This window comes from Xanthomonas sp. SS, assembly GCF_014236835.1.
Taxonomy (GTDB): Bacteria; Pseudomonadota; Gammaproteobacteria; order Xanthomonadales; family Xanthomonadaceae; genus Xanthomonas_A.
Map to the genome: position 1 here is coordinate 3,178,388 of NZ_CP051190.1, position 18,151 is coordinate 3,196,538.

The 18,151-nt window shown below is 69.5% G+C and carries 12 protein-coding genes, 1 tRNA gene and 1 pseudogene; 5 read left to right on the forward strand and 9 right to left on the reverse strand.

The genetic code is table 11. The annotated features are described in order from the left end of the window. Positions 1–53: 53 nt before the first annotated feature. Positions 54–1,961, reverse strand: a complete 1,908-nt coding sequence (locus tag HEP74_RS13165) for a formylglycine-generating enzyme family protein (protein WP_185813258.1) — start codon at positions 1,959–1,961, stop codon at positions 54–56. Between the two features lie 103 nt (positions 1,962–2,064). Between HEP74_RS13165 and rnd the strand changes: the two genes are divergently transcribed. After that, positions 2,065–3,150, forward strand: a complete 1,086-nt coding sequence (rnd, locus tag HEP74_RS13170; RefSeq protein WP_185813259.1) for a ribonuclease D — start codon at positions 2,065–2,067, stop codon at positions 3,148–3,150. Between the two features lie 278 nt (positions 3,151–3,428). Here rnd and HEP74_RS13175 read toward each other — a convergent pair whose 3' ends face one another. Next, positions 3,429–3,833: an H-NS histone family protein gene (locus tag HEP74_RS13175; RefSeq protein ID WP_185813260.1), complete on the reverse strand. Its 405-nt coding sequence runs from the start codon at positions 3,831–3,833 to the stop codon at positions 3,429–3,431. A gap of 259 nt (positions 3,834–4,092) precedes the next feature. Here HEP74_RS13175 and HEP74_RS13180 point away from each other — a divergent pair. Beyond that, positions 4,093–4,168: transfer RNA gene (locus HEP74_RS13180), tRNA-Ala, on the forward strand. Between the two features lie 128 nt (positions 4,169–4,296). Here the strand turns inward: HEP74_RS13180 and HEP74_RS13185 are convergent. The 4 genes and pseudogenes from HEP74_RS13185 to HEP74_RS13200 form a co-directional block, all read right to left on the reverse strand. Then, positions 4,297–4,464: a hypothetical protein gene (locus HEP74_RS13185; RefSeq protein WP_185813261.1), complete on the reverse strand. Its 168-nt coding sequence runs from the start codon at positions 4,462–4,464 to the stop codon at positions 4,297–4,299. Between the two features lie 230 nt (positions 4,465–4,694). Continuing rightward, a complete protein-coding gene (locus tag HEP74_RS13190) occupies positions 4,695–5,213 on the reverse strand; it encodes a chemotaxis protein CheW (RefSeq protein ID WP_185813262.1) in 519 nt (172 codons plus the stop codon). 141 nt (positions 5,214–5,354) lie between these two features. Further along, a pseudogene (locus HEP74_RS13195) lies at positions 5,355–6,885 on the reverse strand (methyl-accepting chemotaxis protein); the annotation flags it as partial. Positions 6,886–7,335: 450 nt separating this feature from the next. Further along, complete coding sequence (locus HEP74_RS13200) at positions 7,336–11,736, reverse strand: DEAD/DEAH box helicase (RefSeq protein WP_185813264.1); 4,401 nt, start codon at positions 11,734–11,736, stop codon at positions 7,336–7,338. 235 nt (positions 11,737–11,971) lie between these two features. Here HEP74_RS13200 and HEP74_RS13205 point away from each other — a divergent pair, with 235 nt between their 5' ends. The 3 genes from HEP74_RS13205 to HEP74_RS13215 all read left to right on the forward strand — a co-directional run bounded on the left by HEP74_RS13205 (position 11,972) and on the right by HEP74_RS13215 (position 14,134). After that, positions 11,972–12,310, forward strand: coding sequence for a hypothetical protein (locus HEP74_RS13205; protein ID WP_185813265.1), 339 nt, complete (start codon positions 11,972–11,974; stop codon positions 12,308–12,310). 16 nt (positions 12,311–12,326) lie between these two features. After that, complete coding sequence (locus HEP74_RS13210) at positions 12,327–12,641, forward strand: DUF3175 domain-containing protein (RefSeq protein WP_185813266.1); 315 nt, start codon at positions 12,327–12,329, stop codon at positions 12,639–12,641. Between the two features lie 119 nt (positions 12,642–12,760). Next, a complete protein-coding gene (locus HEP74_RS13215; protein ID WP_185813267.1) occupies positions 12,761–14,134 on the forward strand; it encodes a sensor domain-containing phosphodiesterase in 1,374 nt (457 codons plus the stop codon). A 246-nt stretch (positions 14,135–14,380) separates the two neighbouring features. On the opposite strand, the gene pnp is transcribed toward HEP74_RS13215, so the two are convergent. From pnp to truB, 3 genes are all read right to left on the reverse strand, one after another. Further along, complete coding sequence (gene pnp / locus HEP74_RS13220; protein ID WP_185813268.1) at positions 14,381–16,489, reverse strand: polyribonucleotide nucleotidyltransferase; 2,109 nt, start codon at positions 16,487–16,489, stop codon at positions 14,381–14,383. A gap of 164 nt (positions 16,490–16,653) precedes the next feature. After that, positions 16,654–16,914, reverse strand: coding sequence for a 30S ribosomal protein S15 (rpsO, locus tag HEP74_RS13225; protein WP_003467392.1), 261 nt, complete (start codon positions 16,912–16,914; stop codon positions 16,654–16,656). A 214-nt stretch (positions 16,915–17,128) separates the two neighbouring features. After that, the gene (gene truB / locus HEP74_RS13230; protein WP_185813269.1) at positions 17,129–18,055 is read right to left on the reverse strand and encodes a tRNA pseudouridine(55) synthase TruB; all 927 of its coding nucleotides are present in this window, start codon (positions 18,053–18,055) and stop codon (positions 17,129–17,131) included. Positions 18,056–18,151: the final 96 nt, after the last annotated feature.

An 18,151-nucleotide genomic window follows, 5' to 3' on the forward strand; every position in this document is an offset into this window, starting at 1 on the left:
CGATGGCGCCTGCCTGTCCGCGGCACTGTAGCGACGGGCGGCGCGAGGCCGCGTCAAATTCCGCGCACCAGGCGGAAACCGACGCGGGCGCTGGTGGTGTCGGAGTCCTGCATCAGCCGCCAGGCGGCACGGGTCTGTTCCGGCGCGTTGGCCCAGTTGCCGCCGCGCACCACCCGCGAGCGGCAGCCGGGGTTGTACCAGGCGGCGCCGTCGGCCGGCGCACGGCGGTAGCTGGAATGCCAGCAATCGGCGACCCACTCGCTGAGGTTGCCGCCCATGTCGTGCAGGCCCCAGGCGTTGGCCTTGAAGCTGGCGACCGGCGCCGGCCCCCAGAAGCCGTCGGCATAGCCGACGAAGGCGTTGTTCCAGTGCCGGCCGCTGGGCGAGACGTCGCCGCCGCCGGTGAAGTTGCCGGCGCCGCGCGGCGGGGTGCCGGCGTTGCCCCAGGGATAGCGGCCGCGGCCGCCGGCGCGCAGCGCGTATTCGAACTCGGCCTCGCTGGGCAGCCGGTAGTGGCGCCCGGTCTGCTGCGACAGCCACGCCGCGTAGGCCTCGGCATCGCGCACGCTGACGTGCATCACCGGGCTGTTCGGCGCGGCGCGCGCACCGTTGTAGCCGGACTGCCAGTCGGTGCCGCTGCGGCGCACGAAGTTGCCGCTGCGCTCGTCGTAGACGATCGAATGCCCGCGCCGGGTCGCGCGCGGCCGCGCGCCGCTGACCTCGACGAAGCGACGGAACTCGGCCACGGTGACCTCGGTGATCGACATCGCGAAGCCGCGGTCGAAGCGCACGTAGTGCAGCGGCTGCTCCGCCGGCATCGCGCCCGGCTCGGTCTCGCTGGCGCCCATGCGGAAGCCGCCGTGCGGCACCACGATCATCTGCGGCCCGCGCTCGCCGTTGCTCATGCCGTCGGTGAACACCTGGCCGGGGCGGAAGCTGCCGTAGTGGGTGGCCAGGTCGATGCGCTCGCGCAGCATCGCCGCCACCGCATCGCCCGGATCGGCGATGCGCAACACCTCGCCCAGTTTCTCGCGCGCCGCCTTCAGTCCGGCCGGCGTGGCCAGGTCGCGCAGGCCGGCATCGCGCAGGCCGGCGATGCGCGCGCTGCGCACGCCTTCCACCCGCGCACGCGCGTCGCGCACGGTGGCGGCGGCGTCGCGGATCCGCGCCGCCCGCGCCAGCCAGCTGCCGGCGGCGGCGAAATCGGACACCGTCGCGGCCGCCTCGGCGCGCCGGATCAGCGCGCTCTCCACCGCCGCCACGCCCTGCCGCGCGCGCGCATCGTCGGCGTCCAGTTGCAGCGCGTCGCGGAAGTTGGCCAGCGCGCCGTTGCCGTCCTCGCCGAGCCGACCGGCACGCAGATCGTCTTCACCGGCACGGTTGTAGGCCAGCACCCGCTGCGCGGTCTCCACCCGCTGCTGCAGGCGCCGCACCGCCGGATCGTCGGCATCCAGCGACAGCGCCACCATCGCGATGCGATCGGCGCGCTCCAGCGCCTGTTCCTGCTGCTCCGATGCGCGCAACAGTTCGTCGCCGCGTTGCAGCAGCCGGCGCCGCGCGGTGCGCAGGCCGTCGCGCGCGACCGGGTCCTGCGGCGCCAGCGCGCGGATCGCCAGGTACAGCGGGATCGCCGATTGCGCGTCCTCGAACAGGCGGTCCTCGGCCAGCGCGCGCGCGGCGTCGCGGCGCGCCTGCGCCAGTTGCGCGCGCTCGAGCGTCGGCAGCGGCGGCTGCCAGCGCGCCACCGTCTCGGCCGCATCCTCGCCGCCGATGGTGACGCTGGGCGCCTGCACCGGCTTGCCGGCGGCCGTTGCCGGCGCCTGCGCAGGCTTGGCGGGCGCCGGTCTGGCGGGTTGCGCCGGCGGCGCAGGCGCCGGCCCGCTGCAGCCGCACGCCAACGCGGCCAACAGGTTCCAGGCGATCACGGTGCCGCTCGTACGCACGCTTCCTCCCAACGACATTGGCCTCCCGATGGCATCCGCGCCACCCCGTCCGTGCGGCCGGCGGGCCGACGTTAGGCTATTCTCGCCTGCCTGAGCAAACCCTGCATTCGACGGAAACCACGTGCCCTATTGGATCAAGCAACCCGCCGAGCTGGCCGAACGGCTGGCGCAGCGCCCGGCCAGGATCGGCCTGGATACCGAATTCGTCCGCGAACGTACCTACTGGCCGCAACTGGCGCTGGTGCAGATGGCGGTGGCAGACGAAATCCTGCTGATCGACCCGCTGATTCCCGGCATGCCGCAAGCGCTGGCGCCGTGGCTCTCGGACCCGGCCATCCTCAAGGTCATGCACAGCGCCAGCGAAGACCTGGTCGCGTTCAAATGCGCCTGCGGCGCGCTGCCGCGGCCGTTGTTCGACACCCAGATCGGCGCCGGCCTGGCCGGCATCGGCGCCGGCATGGGCTACCAGAAGCTGGTGCTGGAAATCACCGGGGTGCACCTGGCCAAGGGCGAAACCCGCTCGGACTGGCTGCGCCGCCCGCTGTCGCCGGCGCAACTGGACTACGCCGCCGACGATGTGCGCCACCTGTTCGCGATCCACGATGCGCTGCAGGAACGGCTGCAGCGGCTGGACCGCAGCGCCTGGCTGCACGAGGACGGCGAGCGCCTGCTCGGCACCGTGGAGCATGACGAAGGCGAACGCTGGCCGCACCTGGGCATGCGCTCGGCGCAGTTCATGGACCGGCCCGCGCAGCAGCGGCTGTTGCGCCTGCTGCGCTGGCGCGACGTGCAGGCGCGGCACAGCGACAAGCCGCGCAGCTGGATCCTGGACAACGAACTGGCCGCCACCCTGGCGCGCTTCCCGCCTTCCGACCGCGACGAACTGCAGGCGATGCTGGACAAGCACCCCAAGGCGCCGCGCAAGCTCGGCGACGCGCTGTGGCAGGCGCTGACCACGCCGCTGCCCGACGAAGCGGACGCGCCGCTGGCGCTGACTTCCAGCGACGACAACAAGGCGGCGTTGAAGCGGCTGCAGGACGCGGTGTCCGCACGCAGCGCCGCACTCGGCCTGCCCGACGGCCTGCTCGCCTCGCGCAAGCACCTGGAAGCCTTGCTGGAAAGCGGCCAATGGCCGCAGCCGCTGGCCGGCTGGCGCCGGCGCGAACTGGAAGCGACGCTGCAGCCACTGCTCGGCAACGCGGGCTAACGACCTGAAGCTATTTGTAGGAGCGGCTTCAGCCGCGACGGGCGTTACCGATAGCGTCTGTCGCGGCTGAAGCCGCTCCTACAGGGGGCCACAGCGGCGACACGGTCGCAGCGACGACTATGTCGCCGCCGGCCTTCGATTATTCCAGGCGCATTCCCTTCAACGCCCCGCTTTCTCCGCCACGGTTTTTATCCGCGACAAAGCGCAGGCGGCGCCAATGCCGCGCATAAAATCATCGCGCATAAAAAAGGCCAGGAACCCTGGCCTTTTTCGACCGATCAGTATTTGACCAGCGGGAACTTCAGATCCGGATGGCGCGCCTTCCATTCGTTGTAGGCGGCGGTGCCTTCCCATGCGGCGAACGCCTTCGGCGTGCGGCCGCGCCCGGACCAGGTCTCGCCGGTGTGCGGCAGCTGGTACTTCGGCTTGACCTCGCTGCGGCCGCCGGCGGACTTGGTGCTGGCAGCCTTCGGCGCGGCGCTGGTCACGTAGGCGGCGATCTCGTTGCGCTGCTTGGCGCTGAAGAACTCGGCGAACTGCTCGAGCAGCGACAGGATGTTGGCGTGCGCAGCGCTGGTCTCGCCTTCGCGCGCCTGCTTCTCCTGCTCTTCCAGCTTGCGAATCTCTTCGTGCAGCTTGGCCTTGGCTTCGGCGAGTTGTTGCAAGTTGCGAACTTCCGTCATTTTTTCAAAGACCCGTGGATAAAAGATTTGGAACGGACGGAATATTTCATCCGGAACGACGAAATCGTCTGGCGAAGATTTCGGCCCACGATTATATCGACTCTGCCTGGCGGTTGCCCGGAGACGGCGTCGCATTCCCGCGTTCAGCGACGGCGGACCGGCAGGTGTGCGAAGGCCCTGCGCGCGCCGCGCCGCCCTCGCCCCGCATCGCCCCTCTTGGCACGCATGCCCCGGGCCAGTTAGACTATGCGTCTGATGTGGGGCGGTAGCTCAGCTGGGAGAGCGTCGCGTTCGCAATGCGAAGGTCGAGGGTTCGATCCCCTTCCGCTCCACCACTTGTTCAGACGAAAAGCCTCGGAGTCGCCTCCGGGGCTTTTTTGTGTCTGCGCGTTTGTGTCTGCGCGCTGGCGCCACGCCGCGGCCACCACGCAGGCCACGGCGATGGCGGCGCGCGAAACGCGGCTCAGCCGGTCTTCTGGCCATCGCCGGACTTGGGCCCGCGCTCGTGCGCTTCGCGCAACTTCTCGTCCTCCAGGCCGGGGCGCTGCTTGGCCACATCGTCCTGCGCGCGGTCCTGCCGACCGTCCTGGATGCCCTGCTGCTGGTCGGGCTGCTTGTCGTTGTCTGCCATGTCCGGATCTCGCGATGGCGGGCGGATGCCCTGTTGCGCAGACACTAGCGAGGCGGCCGTTATGCGCATATCACGGCGAGCGCCTGTCGCTTCGGACGATGCCGCTTCTGGCCGGCACACCACCGCCTGCGGTGCCCGCGGCCGCAGCGCCCGCGTTGCGCAGGCGCCGAGTCCACACCGCCACGAAGCATCCAACCACCGCGCCGGTGCAGTGGCGCGGCTGCGCCGCCTCAGGCCGCGGCCGGCAACGCCACGTCGGCGATCTCGTCCACGCGCAGCAGGCGCGCGCGATCCAGCAGGATCACCAGCCGGTCTTCCAGCTTGCCCATGCCCTGCAGCAACTCGTCGCGGATGCCGCTGCCGAACGAGGGCGCCGCCTCGATCTGTTGCGCCGGGATATCCAGCACGGCGCTGACCGCATCGACCAGCAGGCCGAACGCCTGGATCGTGCCGCCTTCCGCGGCGCTGACGATGACGATGCAGCTGCGCCGGCTGATGCGGCTGGGCGCGCGACCCAGCCGCAGTTGCAGGTCCACCACCGGCACCACCGCGCCGCGCAGGTTGATCACGCCGCGCACGCAGGCCGGCATGGTCGGGACCGGCGTCGGCGCACGGTATTCGATGATCTCGTGGATGCCGTCGATGTTCAGCCCGAACAGCTCCTGTTCCAGCTGGAATGTCAGGAACTGCGACGGCGCCTCCTGCGTCTGCAGCGGCACCGCCGCTGCGTTGTCCAGATGCGTAGCCATGGTCTGCTCCTCAGAAGCTTGCGAACTGGGATTCGTCCGGATTCGCCATCGCGTACGCCGGCTGCGCCACGCGCGGGCGCGCACGCTTGGATTCGACGCGGCTGCTGCCGACGGCCTTGGCGCTGGGCTTGTCCACGGCGCGCGGCGGGCGCGGCGCTTCGCCATGGCCCAGGCGGAAGAACGCCATCGACTGCTGCAGGTATTCGGCCTGCGAACTCATTTCCTCGGCGGTCGCGGCCAGCTCCTCGGACGCGGTGGCGTTCTGCTGCGTGGTCTGGCTCAGCTGCACTACCGCCGAATTGATCTGCGCCACGCCGGAGGACTGCTCCTGCGACGCCGCGGCGATCTCCTGCACCAGGTCCGAGGTCTTCTTGATGCTGGGCACGATGGTCTCCAGCAGGCGACCGGCCTTCTCCGCCAGTTCCACGCTGGAGCCGGCGACCTCGCCGATCTCCTGCGCGGCCACCTGGCTGCGTTCGGCCAGCTTGCGCACTTCCGCGGCGACGACGGCGAAGCCCTTGCCGTGCTCGCCGGCGCGCGCCGCTTCGATCGCCGCGTTCAGCGCGAGCAGGTTGGTCTGGTAGGCGATGTCGTCGATGATGCCGATCTTCTGCGCGATCTGCTTCATCGCCGCCACCGTGGCGACCACCGCTTCGCCGCCTTCCACGGTTTCCTTGGCGGCCTGCGCGGCCATGCCGTCGGTGATGCGCGCGTTCTCGGTGTTCTGCCCGATCGAGGCGGTCATCTGCTCCAGCGAGGCGCTGGTTTCCTCCACGCCCGCGGCCTGCTCGGTCGAGGCCTGGCTCAGCGACTGCGCGGTCGCGCTGACTTCCTCCGACGCGCCGGCAAGGGTCTGCGCGCTGGCGTTGACCTCGCCGACCACCTGCTGCAGTTTCTCGACCATGCGCTGCATCGCCAGCAGCAGTTGCCCGGCCTCGTCCTTCGACGTGCTCTCGATCACGATGCTCAGGTCGCCCTCGGCCAATGCATTGGCGACATCCACCGCCCTGCCGATCGGCCTGGTCACGCTGCGGCTGATGAAGAAGCCCAGACCGATGCCGAGCAATACGCCGCCGGCGATGATCGCGGTCAGCATCCTGGTGCCGCTGACATGGATGGCGGTGGTCGCAGCGCTGGCCTCAGCCGCACGGGTTTCCTTGATGGTGGCCAGTTCGCTCATCAGCGTGTCGAGTTCGTCGGAGGCGCCACGCACCGCGGCCGACAGCGCGATGAGTTCCGGATTGGGCTGCTGCAGCGGTTGCTGCGCCGCTTTTTCGATGAACTGGGCGCGATGCGTCAGGTACTGCTTCCATACCTCGTCGAAGCGCGCCAGCTTGGCCTTGGACTCGGGACTATCGAACGAGGTACGCGCCTTGGCCACGTAGTCGATCACGTTAGCCGTGTATTTATCGATGCTGGCCAGATGCTTGGCGCGCTCTTCCTGGGTGGTGGCCAGTTGCAGGTTGGACCGCGCGCGGCCGGCATAGATCAGGTTGACGTTGGCTTCCTTGATGTTGGACAGGCCGAGCAGTTCGCGCTCGTACAGCACCGTGGCGTAGTCGTTGATGCGTCCGGAATTGCGGATGCCGATCGCGCCGATGCAGGCGCCGATGGCCGCCACGATCAAGAACGCGCAGGTGAGCCTGACGCCGATTTTCATATTGCCCAACATGATGTCTTCCCCGATTGTTTGCTGACGACCGCGCCACGACGACGCGTCTGGATGTCCTTCCCGCTGCACCTCGTGGATCGGGAACGATGGCGACGGCGTATGCGATGCGACCGAGAGACCCGACGCGGCGCTGCGTTCGCCCGTTGCCTGAAGGCTATCGGCAACCCGGAAAGTCGCCTTTAATCGACGCAGCAGCTGCGGAATTCGGCACACAAGCGCTCGTTTGTAATGCTTTTGTGAATACGGGCAGAGCCTTTAGGAACGTTGTTTTAGCGGCGCAGAACGAGGCTCGGCCAGGCTCGGAGGTGCATGCAGCACTTGTCCTGCATGGCGGATTCCGCCCGTTTGCAGGCAGATTCGAACTGGGATGCAAACCTAGGATATTTGTAGACAAGACGTGAAAATTTCACCCGCGGGCAACGTCGCCGTGCAGTCCCTGAATGAAATACGTTACTGAACAGGGGTGTCGGCGAGCGTCGCGCGTCCGCGCAAGCCGGCAAGCATCGCGGCGATCGCATCCCGAGTGCCCGATCCCGCCGTCTCGGTCAGCCTTTGCCGCGCCACCGCGCTGTCGGCCGCGCTCAGGTCCTGCAACGGCTCGAACCGCTCCGCCACCCACGTCGCCATCGGCACGCCGTCGCGGTACAGCACGCGCGCGCCGGGCACGCGCGGCACCCGGTTGCCCGGCAGCACGCTGCCGAGCAGGTTGGCCGGATCGGCCGCGGCCACGCACAACCAGGCGCCGTCGTGCGGCTGGCGCCGCACCTGGCGCAGCAGGCCGATCGCCTCGGGCAACGCGAACTGTTCGCCGGACAGCCCGCTGATGAAGCGCCCGCCGCGGATCTCGCCGCGCGCCTCCAGGCGCTGATAGACGCGCAGCAGCTCGCGCCACGGCGGCAGCCACGCTGCCTCGCGTTCGAGCAGGCGCCAGCAGATCACGCCGTAGCGGCGCAGCAAGGTCCGCGCCAGGTGGTCGAGTGCCTCGCCGCGCGCCGCGGCGTCGCCGGCATCCGCAGCAACGCGCAGCAGCGCCCAGCGTCCGGCATCCTGGATGCCGTACAGCGGCACCCGCCGTCGGCGCCGCGCCAGCGCCGACGGCCGCTTCGATGCCGGCACCAGCAATGCGCGCAGGCCGGCGTAGCTGTCGCAGTGGATGCGGCCTGCGGCCACCAGCTCGGCCAGCGCCTCTTCCAGTTCGGTGGACAGCAGCCGCGTCGCATCGGCGATCTCGTCGAAGAACGAGGCGCCGTGCGTCCCCAGGTAATCGGCGACCTTCTGCGCGCGCGAACCGAGCGTGCCCGGCTCAGCCGCCGCCGGCGCCAGGCGCGACCACTGCGCGGCGCTGCGCCGCGGCAGCAGCAGGATCGGCGTGCTGCGCAGCGAGCCGGTGCCGCCCGCACCGACTGCGCTGGCCGCGGTCGGGCGCAGCCGCGTCCACAGCGTGCGCCCGGCACTGCACAGTTCGTCCAGCCAGGCCGGCGCGTAGTCGCGCACCCGTGCCGGCAGCAGGTCGGCCTCCCACAGCGCCGCCGGCGCCTCGAAGCCCTCCAGCTGCGCCAGCACGCTGGCCAGCGCTTCCGCGCCGGCGACGCGGCCTTCGCCGTCCAGGTGCTGCCAGCGGAACAGGAAGCGCGCGTAGTCACGCGGCGCCACCGGTTCGATCTCGCGGCGCAGCCGGCCCAGCGTGTAGCGGTGGATGCGCGCCAGCAGATGGCGCTCGCACCACTCGTCGGCGCCGGCCTCGGGAGTGAAGCGGCCGGGCAGGATGTAGCCATCCTGTTGCAACGCCAGCAGGGCCGCCTGCACCTCGCGCAGCGGCATCTGCAGCGGCGTGGCCAGCGCCGCCGCGGTCACCGGCCCCAGGGCCGCCAGGCGCGAGCGCAGCAGTTCGCGCAGCGCGTGGTCGCGCTGCCATTCGTCGATCGCGTAGCCCTGCGGCACCGCGATGCGTGGCTGCGCGGCGGCCTGCGGATACAGCGGCGCGATCAGCGCCAGCGACTCGGCCGCGACCCACAGCGCGATGCCGTCGCCGCCGCTGCCCTGCAAGCGGGTGGCACGCGCATCGGCGGCCAGCTCGGCCAGCCAGTTCGACCACGCCGGGTGTGCGGCGGCCTCGCGGTCGGTCAGCACGCCGAGCGCGACCAGCGCCTCGTGCATCTCGTCGCGGCTGCGCGGCTGCGGCCAGGCTTCCTCGCGCACCGCGGCGATCGCCTCCGGATCGAGTTGACCAAGGTCGTCGGCGCTGCCCGGATCGTGGTAGCGGCGGCTGTGCACGGCCTGGGTGCGGCGCTCTTCCAGCGGCGCATCGTCGAGGAACGCGTACGGCCGCGCGTCCAGCGCCTCGGCCGCCAGCGGCGACGGTGCCGCCAGATCGCGCGCCAGCACGCGCACGCTGCCGTCCTCGATGCCGCGCAGCAGCTGCAGCCAGCCGTCGCTGTCCATCGCCTCGTGCAGGCAGTCGTGCAGGGTCTGCGCGACCAGCGGGTGTTCGGGGATCTCGCGCTCGCCGGCCAGGTTCTCGGCGCAGGCGACCTGGTCCGGGAACACCGTGGCCAGCAGGTCTTCCGACTTCATCCGCTGCAGCTGCGGGGCGACCTTGCGCCCGCCGGTGAAGCGCGGCAAGGCCAGCGCGTTGGTGGCGTTCCAGCGCCAGCGCACGCCGAACAGCGGCGCATCCAGCAAGGCCTGCACCAGCACCTCCAGCGCCGACGACGCATGCAGATAGCGCGCGACCTCTTCCAGCGCGAAGCTGTGCCGGGTCGACAGCGACAGCACGATCGCGTCCTCGGTGGCGGCCGCCTGCAGTTCGAAATTGAAGGTGCGGCAGAAGCGCTTGCGCAGGGCCAGGCCCCAGGCGCGATTGATGCGGCTGCCGTACACGCTGTGGATCACCAGCTGGGTGCCGCCGCTGTCATCGAAGAAGCGCTCCAGCACGATGCAGCGCTGCGTGGGCAGCGCGCCCAACGCGGTACGCGCGCGGCCCAGATAGTCCAACAGTTGCTGCGCGGCGGCGGCGTCCAGCGCCAGTTCCTGCTGCAGCCAGGCCAGCGCCTGCGCCGCGCCGCCCTGCTCCAGACACTGCTCCAGCTGCGCGCGCAGCCGCGACACGCCGGCCGACAGCTCGTCGCTGCGCCCCGGCGCCTCGCCGAGCCAGAACGGGATGTTCGGCGGCGCGCCGCGCGCGTCTTCCACCCGCACCTTCCCCGGTTCCACGCGCAGGATGCGATAGCTGGCATTGCCGAGCTGGAACACGTCGCCGCTGAGGCTCTCCACCGCGAAGTCTTCGTTGACGGTGCCGATGGTCTCGGCCTGCGGCTCCAGCAACACGCTGTAGTCGCCGGTCTCGGGAATGGTGCCGCCGGAGGTCAGCGCCGCCATGCGCGCGCCGCGGCGCTCGCGCACGCGGCGATGCACCGCGTCGCGATGCAGATAACCGGCGCGCGGACCCAGCCGCGTGCTGAAACCGTCGCACAGCATTCGCAGCACCGTGTCGAAGCGCTCGCGCGGCAGCGTCGCGTACGGCCAGGCGCCGCGCACCAGCGCGTACAGCGCGTCCTCGTCCCATTCCTGGCAGGCCACCTCGGCCACCAGTTGCTGCGCCAGCACGTCCAGCGGCGCGTCGAGGATGCGCAGCGCATCCAGTTCGCCGCGGCGCACGCAGTCGAGCAGTGCCGCGCATTCGACCAGGTCGTCGCGCGACTGCGGGAACAGCCGCGCCTTCGGCGTGCCGCCGACGGCATGCCCGGAACGCCCGGCGCGCTGCAGGAAACTGGCGATCGAACGCGGCGAGCCGAGCTGGCACACCAGGTCCACGTCGCCGATGTCCAGGCCCAGTTCCAGCGAGGCGGTGGCGACCAGCACCTGCAGTTGGCCGGCCTTGAGCCGCTGCTCGGCGAGCAGCCGCGCCTCGCGCGCCAGGCTGCCGTGGTGCGCCGCCACCGCATCGTTGCCGAGCAACTCGCCCAGGTGCCGCGCGGTGCGTTCGGCCATACGCCGGGTGTTGACGAACACCAGCGTGGTGCGATGCGCACGCACCAGCTCGGCCAGGCGCGCGTACACCTGCTGCCACTGGTCGTTGGACATGGTCACGCTGAGCGGCGTCGGCGGCAGCTCCAGCGCCAGGTCGCGGGCACGCGCATAGCCGATGTCGACGATCGCGCAATCCGGTTGCCCCGCGTGCACCGCCGCGCTGCCGACCAGAAAGCGCGCGACCGCATCGATCGGCTTCTGCGTCGCCGACAGGCCGATGCGCAGCGGCGGCGTCGCGCACAGCTGCTGCAGCCGCTGCAGCGACAGCGCCAGGTGGCTGCCGCGCTTGTTCGCCGCCAGCGCGTGGATCTCGTCGACGATCACCGTGCGCACGTGGCGCAGCGCGTCGCGCCCGGACGCCGACCCGAGCAGCACGTACAGCGACTCGGGCGTGGTCACCAGCACATGCGGCGGACGCCGCCGCGCCTGCGCGCGCTCGCGCTGCGGCGTGTCGCCGGTGCGCACCGCGGTGCGGATCTCCACATCGGGCAGGCCCAGCGCAGCCAGCTCGGCGCGGATGCCGGCGAGCGGCGCCTCGAGATTGAGCTGGATATCGTTTGAAAGCGCTTTCAGCGGCGATACGTACAGCACCTGGGTGCGATCGGCGAGCCCGCCACCGCGCAGGCCTTCACGCAGCAGCGCATCGAGCGCGGCAAGGAACGCGGTGAGGGTCTTGCCGGAACCGGTGGGCGCCGCCACCAAGGTATGCCGCCCGCCCTGGATCGCCGGCCAGGCGGCCAGCTGCGCCGGCGTCGGCGCGGCAAAAAAGCGCTCGAACCAACGGGCGACGGCAGGATGGAAGCGTGCTTGCACGAACGACATGCGGTCTCCTGCGACGCACCGTCGCGATCGAATGCACTGCGGCGAAAAGAGGGAATGTCCGGATTGTCCTCGGTACGACAATCGAGTCAATCGCGTAATCGAAAACATGGTGACGTTACCAACGCAGATCAAGCGCGCCTGCGCGGCGCAGCTGTTTTCAAGGGGGTTTCGGTTAATGGTTCAGTGAAAGCGTCGCTGTCTACCACGCACCCCGACATGCGCGGTTATGTTGTCGATGACGTCACGTCTGCGCATCCAGGATTCGCGCAACGGACGTGAAATTCGCTTCGGGGAGCCTTGCATGCAGCATGGCAGCATGATCGAACAACCGCGTCGACGCCGACGCAGCCACGCCGTCGCGGCACATGCCTGCGCGCAGGCGGTGGCATTGCGCAACGCACGCATGGTCCGCGCTGGCGTCAACGCGCAACAGCGCATCGCGACGCGCGTGCGCGGCATCGGCGGACATCGCGGCAACGTCCGCACTGGCGACGATCGTTTCTCCGCTCCATCCATTCGCTCGCCATCGGCGGCATGGCGATTCCGCGTCGACTCCACCTCTTCACTTCACTAGCCAAGGAGCATCACCAATGGCACACAGCAGCTCGAATGTTTCCACCGCCCACTGGGTGCAGCGCGTCAACGAGAGCAGCGATGCGCTGGAGCTCACGCCCAGCGTGTTCGAACGCGACGACCCGGTGTCCATCGCCCGTTCGCTCAAGCACTCCGCCGACCAGAGCGCGCGGCGCCGCACCGGTCCCTACCGTTCGGCGATGTCGATGCTGACCTTCTACATCAACCGCGCCGGCAAGCAGCTGCCGGCCCAGCGCCGCGAGGTGCTGGAACAGGCCAAGGACGAACTGCGCAGCCTGTACGGCAAGCCGCGCAAGGGCGCCACGGGCTGAGCGCCGCGATACGGCATCCGGCGGCGCAGTGGGATGCGCACGGCAGTTCCGTGCTTCGCTAGCGCAACCCCGGCGCGTGCCGATTGCCCTGCGCCGAACCATGAGCGCATGATCGCGGCATGACCAAGGAACCCGACGTTTCGGACTGGGTCCAGCGCCCCGCCGATACCGCTGCCGAACGTGGCCCCGTTGCCTCGGCGATGAGCGAGGATGCGCTGCTGCTGTCGCGGATCATCCTCGCCCAGGGCGAGATCGCCGCCGCCGGCAGCGACCCATTGCAAGTGGTCGATGTGGTGACCCGCCGCGCGCAGGAGCTGACCCGCTCCAACGGCGCGGTGGTGGAGATGTGCGACGGCAACGACATGCTGTACTGGTCGGCCAGCGGCACCGCCGAACAGCATCTGGGCCTGCGCCTGCCCAGCAACGGCAGTCTGTCCGGACTGTGCATGCGCAGCGGCAAGGTGCTGCAGTGCGACGATTCGGAACAGGACCCGCGGGTCAATCTCGATGCCTGCCGCAAGGTCGGCCTGCGCTCGATGCTGGTGGTGCCGCTCAGCTATGGCGATCGCGGCATCGGCGTGCTCAAGGTGATGTCGCCCTACCCCTGCAGCTACACCCCGCAGGACGTGCGCACGCTGGAAATGCTGGCGACCCTGGTCGGCGCGACGCTGGCGCTGGCGATGGACCGCGCCGCGCTGCAGACCGATATCGCGCGCCGCCAGAACGCGGAGAAGCACGCGTTCCGCGAGAAGGCGGCGATCGCCACGCGGATCCGCGAGGTGGTCGCCAACGAGCGCCTGCAGATCGTGACCCAGCCTGTGCTGACGCTGTCCACGCAGCGCATCGTCGGCGTGGAAGCCTTGTCGCGATTCCCTTCCAATCCCGGCCTGGCGCCGCTGCGCTGGTTCGACGACGCGAGCAAGGTCGGGCTGGCGCTGGAACTGGAGCTGGCCGCGGCGCGCAAGGCGCTGCAGTTGCTGGCGCAGCTGCCGGCGCCGCTGTACCTGGCGATCAACGTCTCCGCGCAGACCCTGCTGCACCCGCAATTGGAGGCGCTACTGCACGGCCACGACCTGTCGCGGGTGGTGCTGGAGATCACCGAGCAGTTGCAGGCGCCGGACTACCCGCGCCTGTCCGAGCATATCGGCGCGCTGCAGCGACAAGGCCTGCGCATCGCGCTGGACGACGCCGGCACCGGTTTCGCCAGCCTGCGCCACCTGCTGCACCTGTCGCCGGACATCATCAAGCTGGACCTGACCCTGACCCGCGGCATCGACGCCGAACCGCGGCGCCAGCGGCTGGCGCTGGCGATCCTGTCCTTCGCCGCCGAGACCGATGCCAGCGTCATTGTCGAGGGCATCGAGACCGAGAGCGAACTGGCCACGCTGCAGGCGCTGGGCGCGCGCTACGGGCAAGGCTATCAACTGGCGCATCCGGGGCCGCTGTCGGCGCACCTGGCGCGCTATGCGGCGATCGGCGACGAGGCGGACTGAGTCCCTCGCTAGAACTTCTGGATCGCTCTTGTAGGAGCGGCTTCAGCCGCGACCGAAGTCTTCCTTCTTCCCGGTAACGCCCGGTCGCGGCTGAAGCCGCTCCTACAGGGGGATCGCAGGGAATCGCGAGGGACCGCGGCCTGCCGCATTCCAGCCGCTCGCGGAGCGCATCGCGCGCAAACGCCGTGCATGAAAAAAGCGGGCCGAAGCCCGCTTTTTCCTTGGTGCAACGTTGACGCCGACGGCTTACTCGGCCGTCACGCCCTCGCCTTCTTCCACGGCCTTCATCGACAGGCGGATACGGCCCTGCTTGTCGACTTCCAGCACCTTGACCTTGACCAGATCGCCTTCCTTCAGCACGTCGCTGACCTTCTCGACGCGGTCGCTGGAGATCTGCGACACGTGCACCAGGCCGTCCTTGCCCGGCAGAATGGTGACGAACGCACCGAAGTCCATGATCTTGGCGACCTTGCCTTCGTAGATGCGGCCCGGCTCCACGTCCGAGGTGATCTGCTCGATGCGCGCCTTGGCGGCCTGCGCAGCGATCGCGTTGACCGAGGCGATGACGATGGTGCCGTCGTCCTGGATGTCGATCTGGGTGCCGGTTTCCTTGGTGATCGCCTGGATGGTCGAGCCGCCCTTGCCGATCACTTCGCGGATCTTGTCCGGGTGGATCTTGATCGTCAGCAGGCGCGGCGCGTAGTCGCTCAGCTCCGAACGCGGGGTGGTCAGCGCGCTGGCCATCTCGCCGAGGATGTGCAGGCGGCCGGCCTTGGCCTGCGCCAGGGCCTGCTTCATGATCTCTTCGGTGATGCCTTCGATCTTGATGTCCATCTGCAGCGCGGACACGCCTTCGGCGGTACCGGCGACCTTGAAGTCCATGTCGCCCAGGTGATCTTCATCGCCCAGGATGTCCGACAGCACCACGAAGTCGTCGCCTTCCTTGACCAGGCCCATCGCGATGCCCGCGACCGGCGCCTTCACCGGCACGCCGGCGTCCATCAGCGCCAGCGAGCTGCCGCACACCGAGGCCATCGACGAGGAGCCGTTGGACTCGGTGATTTCCGAGACCACGCGGATCGTGTACGGGAACTCTTCCATGCTAGGCATCACTGCCAGCACGCCGCGCTTGGCGAGGCGGCCGTGGCCGATCTCGCGACGCTTCGGCGCGCCGAAGCGGCCGCACTCGCCCACCGAGTAGGGGGGGAAGTTGTAATGGAACAGGAAGTTTTCCTTGTACTCGCCGCTGACCGCGTCGATCACCTGGCCGTCGCGGGCGGTGCCCAGCGTGGTGATGACGATCGCCTGGGTCTCGCCGCGGGTGAACAGCGCCGAGCCGTGGGTACGCGGCAGCACGCCGGCCTTGACGCTGATCGGACGCACCGTGTCCAGCGCACGGCCGTCGATGCGCACCTTGGTGCTCAGCACCGAACCGCGCATGGTCTGGTATTCCAGCTCGCCGAATTCCTTGGACAGGTCGGCAACGACCCAGCCTTCGACGGCGGCGCGCGGCGTCAGCTGCGCCAGCACGTCCTTCTTGATCGCCGAGATCGCGTCGCGACGCTGCAGCTTGTCGCGCACCTGGAAGGCCGAGGCCAGTTGATCGCCGACCGCTTCCTTCAGCGCCGCGATCATGCCGTCGTTCTTCGCCGGGGCGACCCAGTCGGACGGCTTGGTGCCGGCTTCGACGGTCAGCTCGTTGATGATGTTGATGACCTTCTGCATCTCGCGATGGCCGAAGGTGACCGCGCCCAGCATCACTTCTTCCGACAGCAGCGCCGCTTCGGACTCGACCATCAGCACCGCATTGGCGGTACCGGCCACGACCAGCTCCAGCTGCGAATCCTTCAGCTCGGTGATGGTCGGGTTGAGGATGTACTCGCCGTTCTTGTAGCCGACCTTGGCGGCGCCGATCGGGCCGTTGAACGGGGTGCCGGCCAGCGACAGCGCGGCCGAGGCGCCGATCAGCGCGGCGATGTCGCCGTCGATGTCCGGGTTCATCGACATCACCGTGGCGATGATCTGCACTTCGTTCTTGTAGTCCTCCGGGAACAGCGGACGGATCGGACGGTCGATCAGACGCGAAATCAGCGTCTCCTTCTCGGTCGCACGACCCTCGCGCTTGAAGAAGCCGCCGGGGATGCGGCCGCCGGCGTAGAACTTCTCCTGATAGTCGACCGTCAGCGGGAAGAAGTCCTGACCTTCGCGCGCGCTCTTGGCGGCGACGGCGGTGACCAGCAGTACGGTGTCGTCCATCTTGACGATGACGGCGCCGCCGGCCTGGCGGGCGATCTCGCCGGTTTCGAGGGTGACGGTGTGCTTGCCGTACTGGAAGGTTTTGGTGATTTTTGCCACGGGGTTTCCTTGGATGATGCTGTCTTCGAATGGACCGCTGACGGCCCATGCCGCTGGCGGGTGGCCGGGAGGATCCGGCCGGCGGCGCGGAGCATTCCCCGGGCCACGGTACTACCCAAAACAAAACCGCGGCGCATCACTGCGCCGCGGTGGGGTTCGTTGCCTCAGCGACGCAGGCCGAGCTTCTCGATCAGCGCCTTGTAGCGCTCGCCATCCTTCTTCTTCAGATAGTCGAGCAGGCTGCGGCGGCGGTTGACCATCTGCAGCAGGCCGCGGCGGCTGTGGTGGTCCTTCTTGTGGGTCTTGAAGTGGCCGGTCAGCAGCTCGATGCGCGCGGTCAGCAGGGCGACCTGCACTTCCGGGGAGCCGGTGTCGGCGGCGCCGCGCTTGTTTTCTTCGATGACTTTCTGGGTGTCGATGGACATGGTGTGTTTTCTCTAAAGATGCGGGGCCGGCAGGAACGTGCTGATGGACGCACCGCCTGGCTCGCCGATTGCGAAGGATGCGCCGGAGCGCAGGGTTGCCGTAAAGGCCGCCGAATTGTACCGGCCCCAGCCCGGACGAACAAGGTGTTAACGCCGCGTCACGGCCAGGCCGGCGCCATGGCAGCCCGCGCCGGGCCGCTCGGCAGGCCGCGGATCAGAGGTTGAACATGCGCTGCGGCGCCAGCAGCCCGCCGCCATCGACCTGGCCCAGCCCCAGCGGCAGGCCGTCGTCGCCGAACACCGCGACCGCGCCCGGCGCCCAGGCGGCATCGCGCAGGCGCTGGCCCATGCGGAAACGCTGCGCCGCAGCAGGGTCCAGGCGCAACGGCGGGAAGTCGACCAGGCCGGCGGCCAGCGGCAGCAGCTGCGTTTCCAAAGCCTCCGGCTCCTGCGCGGCCAGCTGCTGCAGTTGCTCAAGTGTCACCATCTGCGGTTGCCGGAACGGCTCCACCCACAGGCGCCGCAGCCCGGCGATATGCGCGCCGCAGCCCAGCGCCTCGCCCAGGTCGCGGGCCAGGCTGCGGATATAGGTGCCGGAGCCGCAGGCCACGTGCAGGCGCAGGCGCTCGCCTTCGTGGGCGAGCACATCGATGGCGTGGACCTCGACCTCGCGCTCCGGCGCCTCGATCGCCTCGCCGCGGCGCGCCTTGGCGTACAGCGGCTCGCCGCCCTGCTTCAGCGCCGAATAGATCGGCGCGCGCTGGCGGATGCGTCCGCGCAGCGGCGCCAGCGCCGCCTGCAGGGTCGCCGCATCGATCGGCGGCACCGGCCGGGTGCGCAGCACCGCGCCGTCGGCATCGTCGCTGTCGGTGCTCACGCCGAGCACGATCTCGGCTTCATAGGCCTTGGCCGATCCCAGCAGCAGCCCGGCCAGCTTGGTCGCCTCGCCGAAGCACAGCGGCAGCAGGCCGGTGGCCAGCGGATCCAGGCTACCGGTATGGCCGCCCTTCTCGGCACGGAACAGCCGCCGCGCCGCCTGCAGCGCCGCGTTGGAACTCATGCCGGCCGGCTTGTCGAGCAGCACGATGCCGTCGAGGCGGCGGAAGGAGATGCGGGGCAGTCGGGGGCCGAAGACGGGCATGGGGCAATCGGGACCGGGGACTCGGGACTCGGGACTCGGAAAAGCGAATCGGGAGTCGGACGGTGAGGCCTGCGATGCTGCAGGCCGGACTTGGGG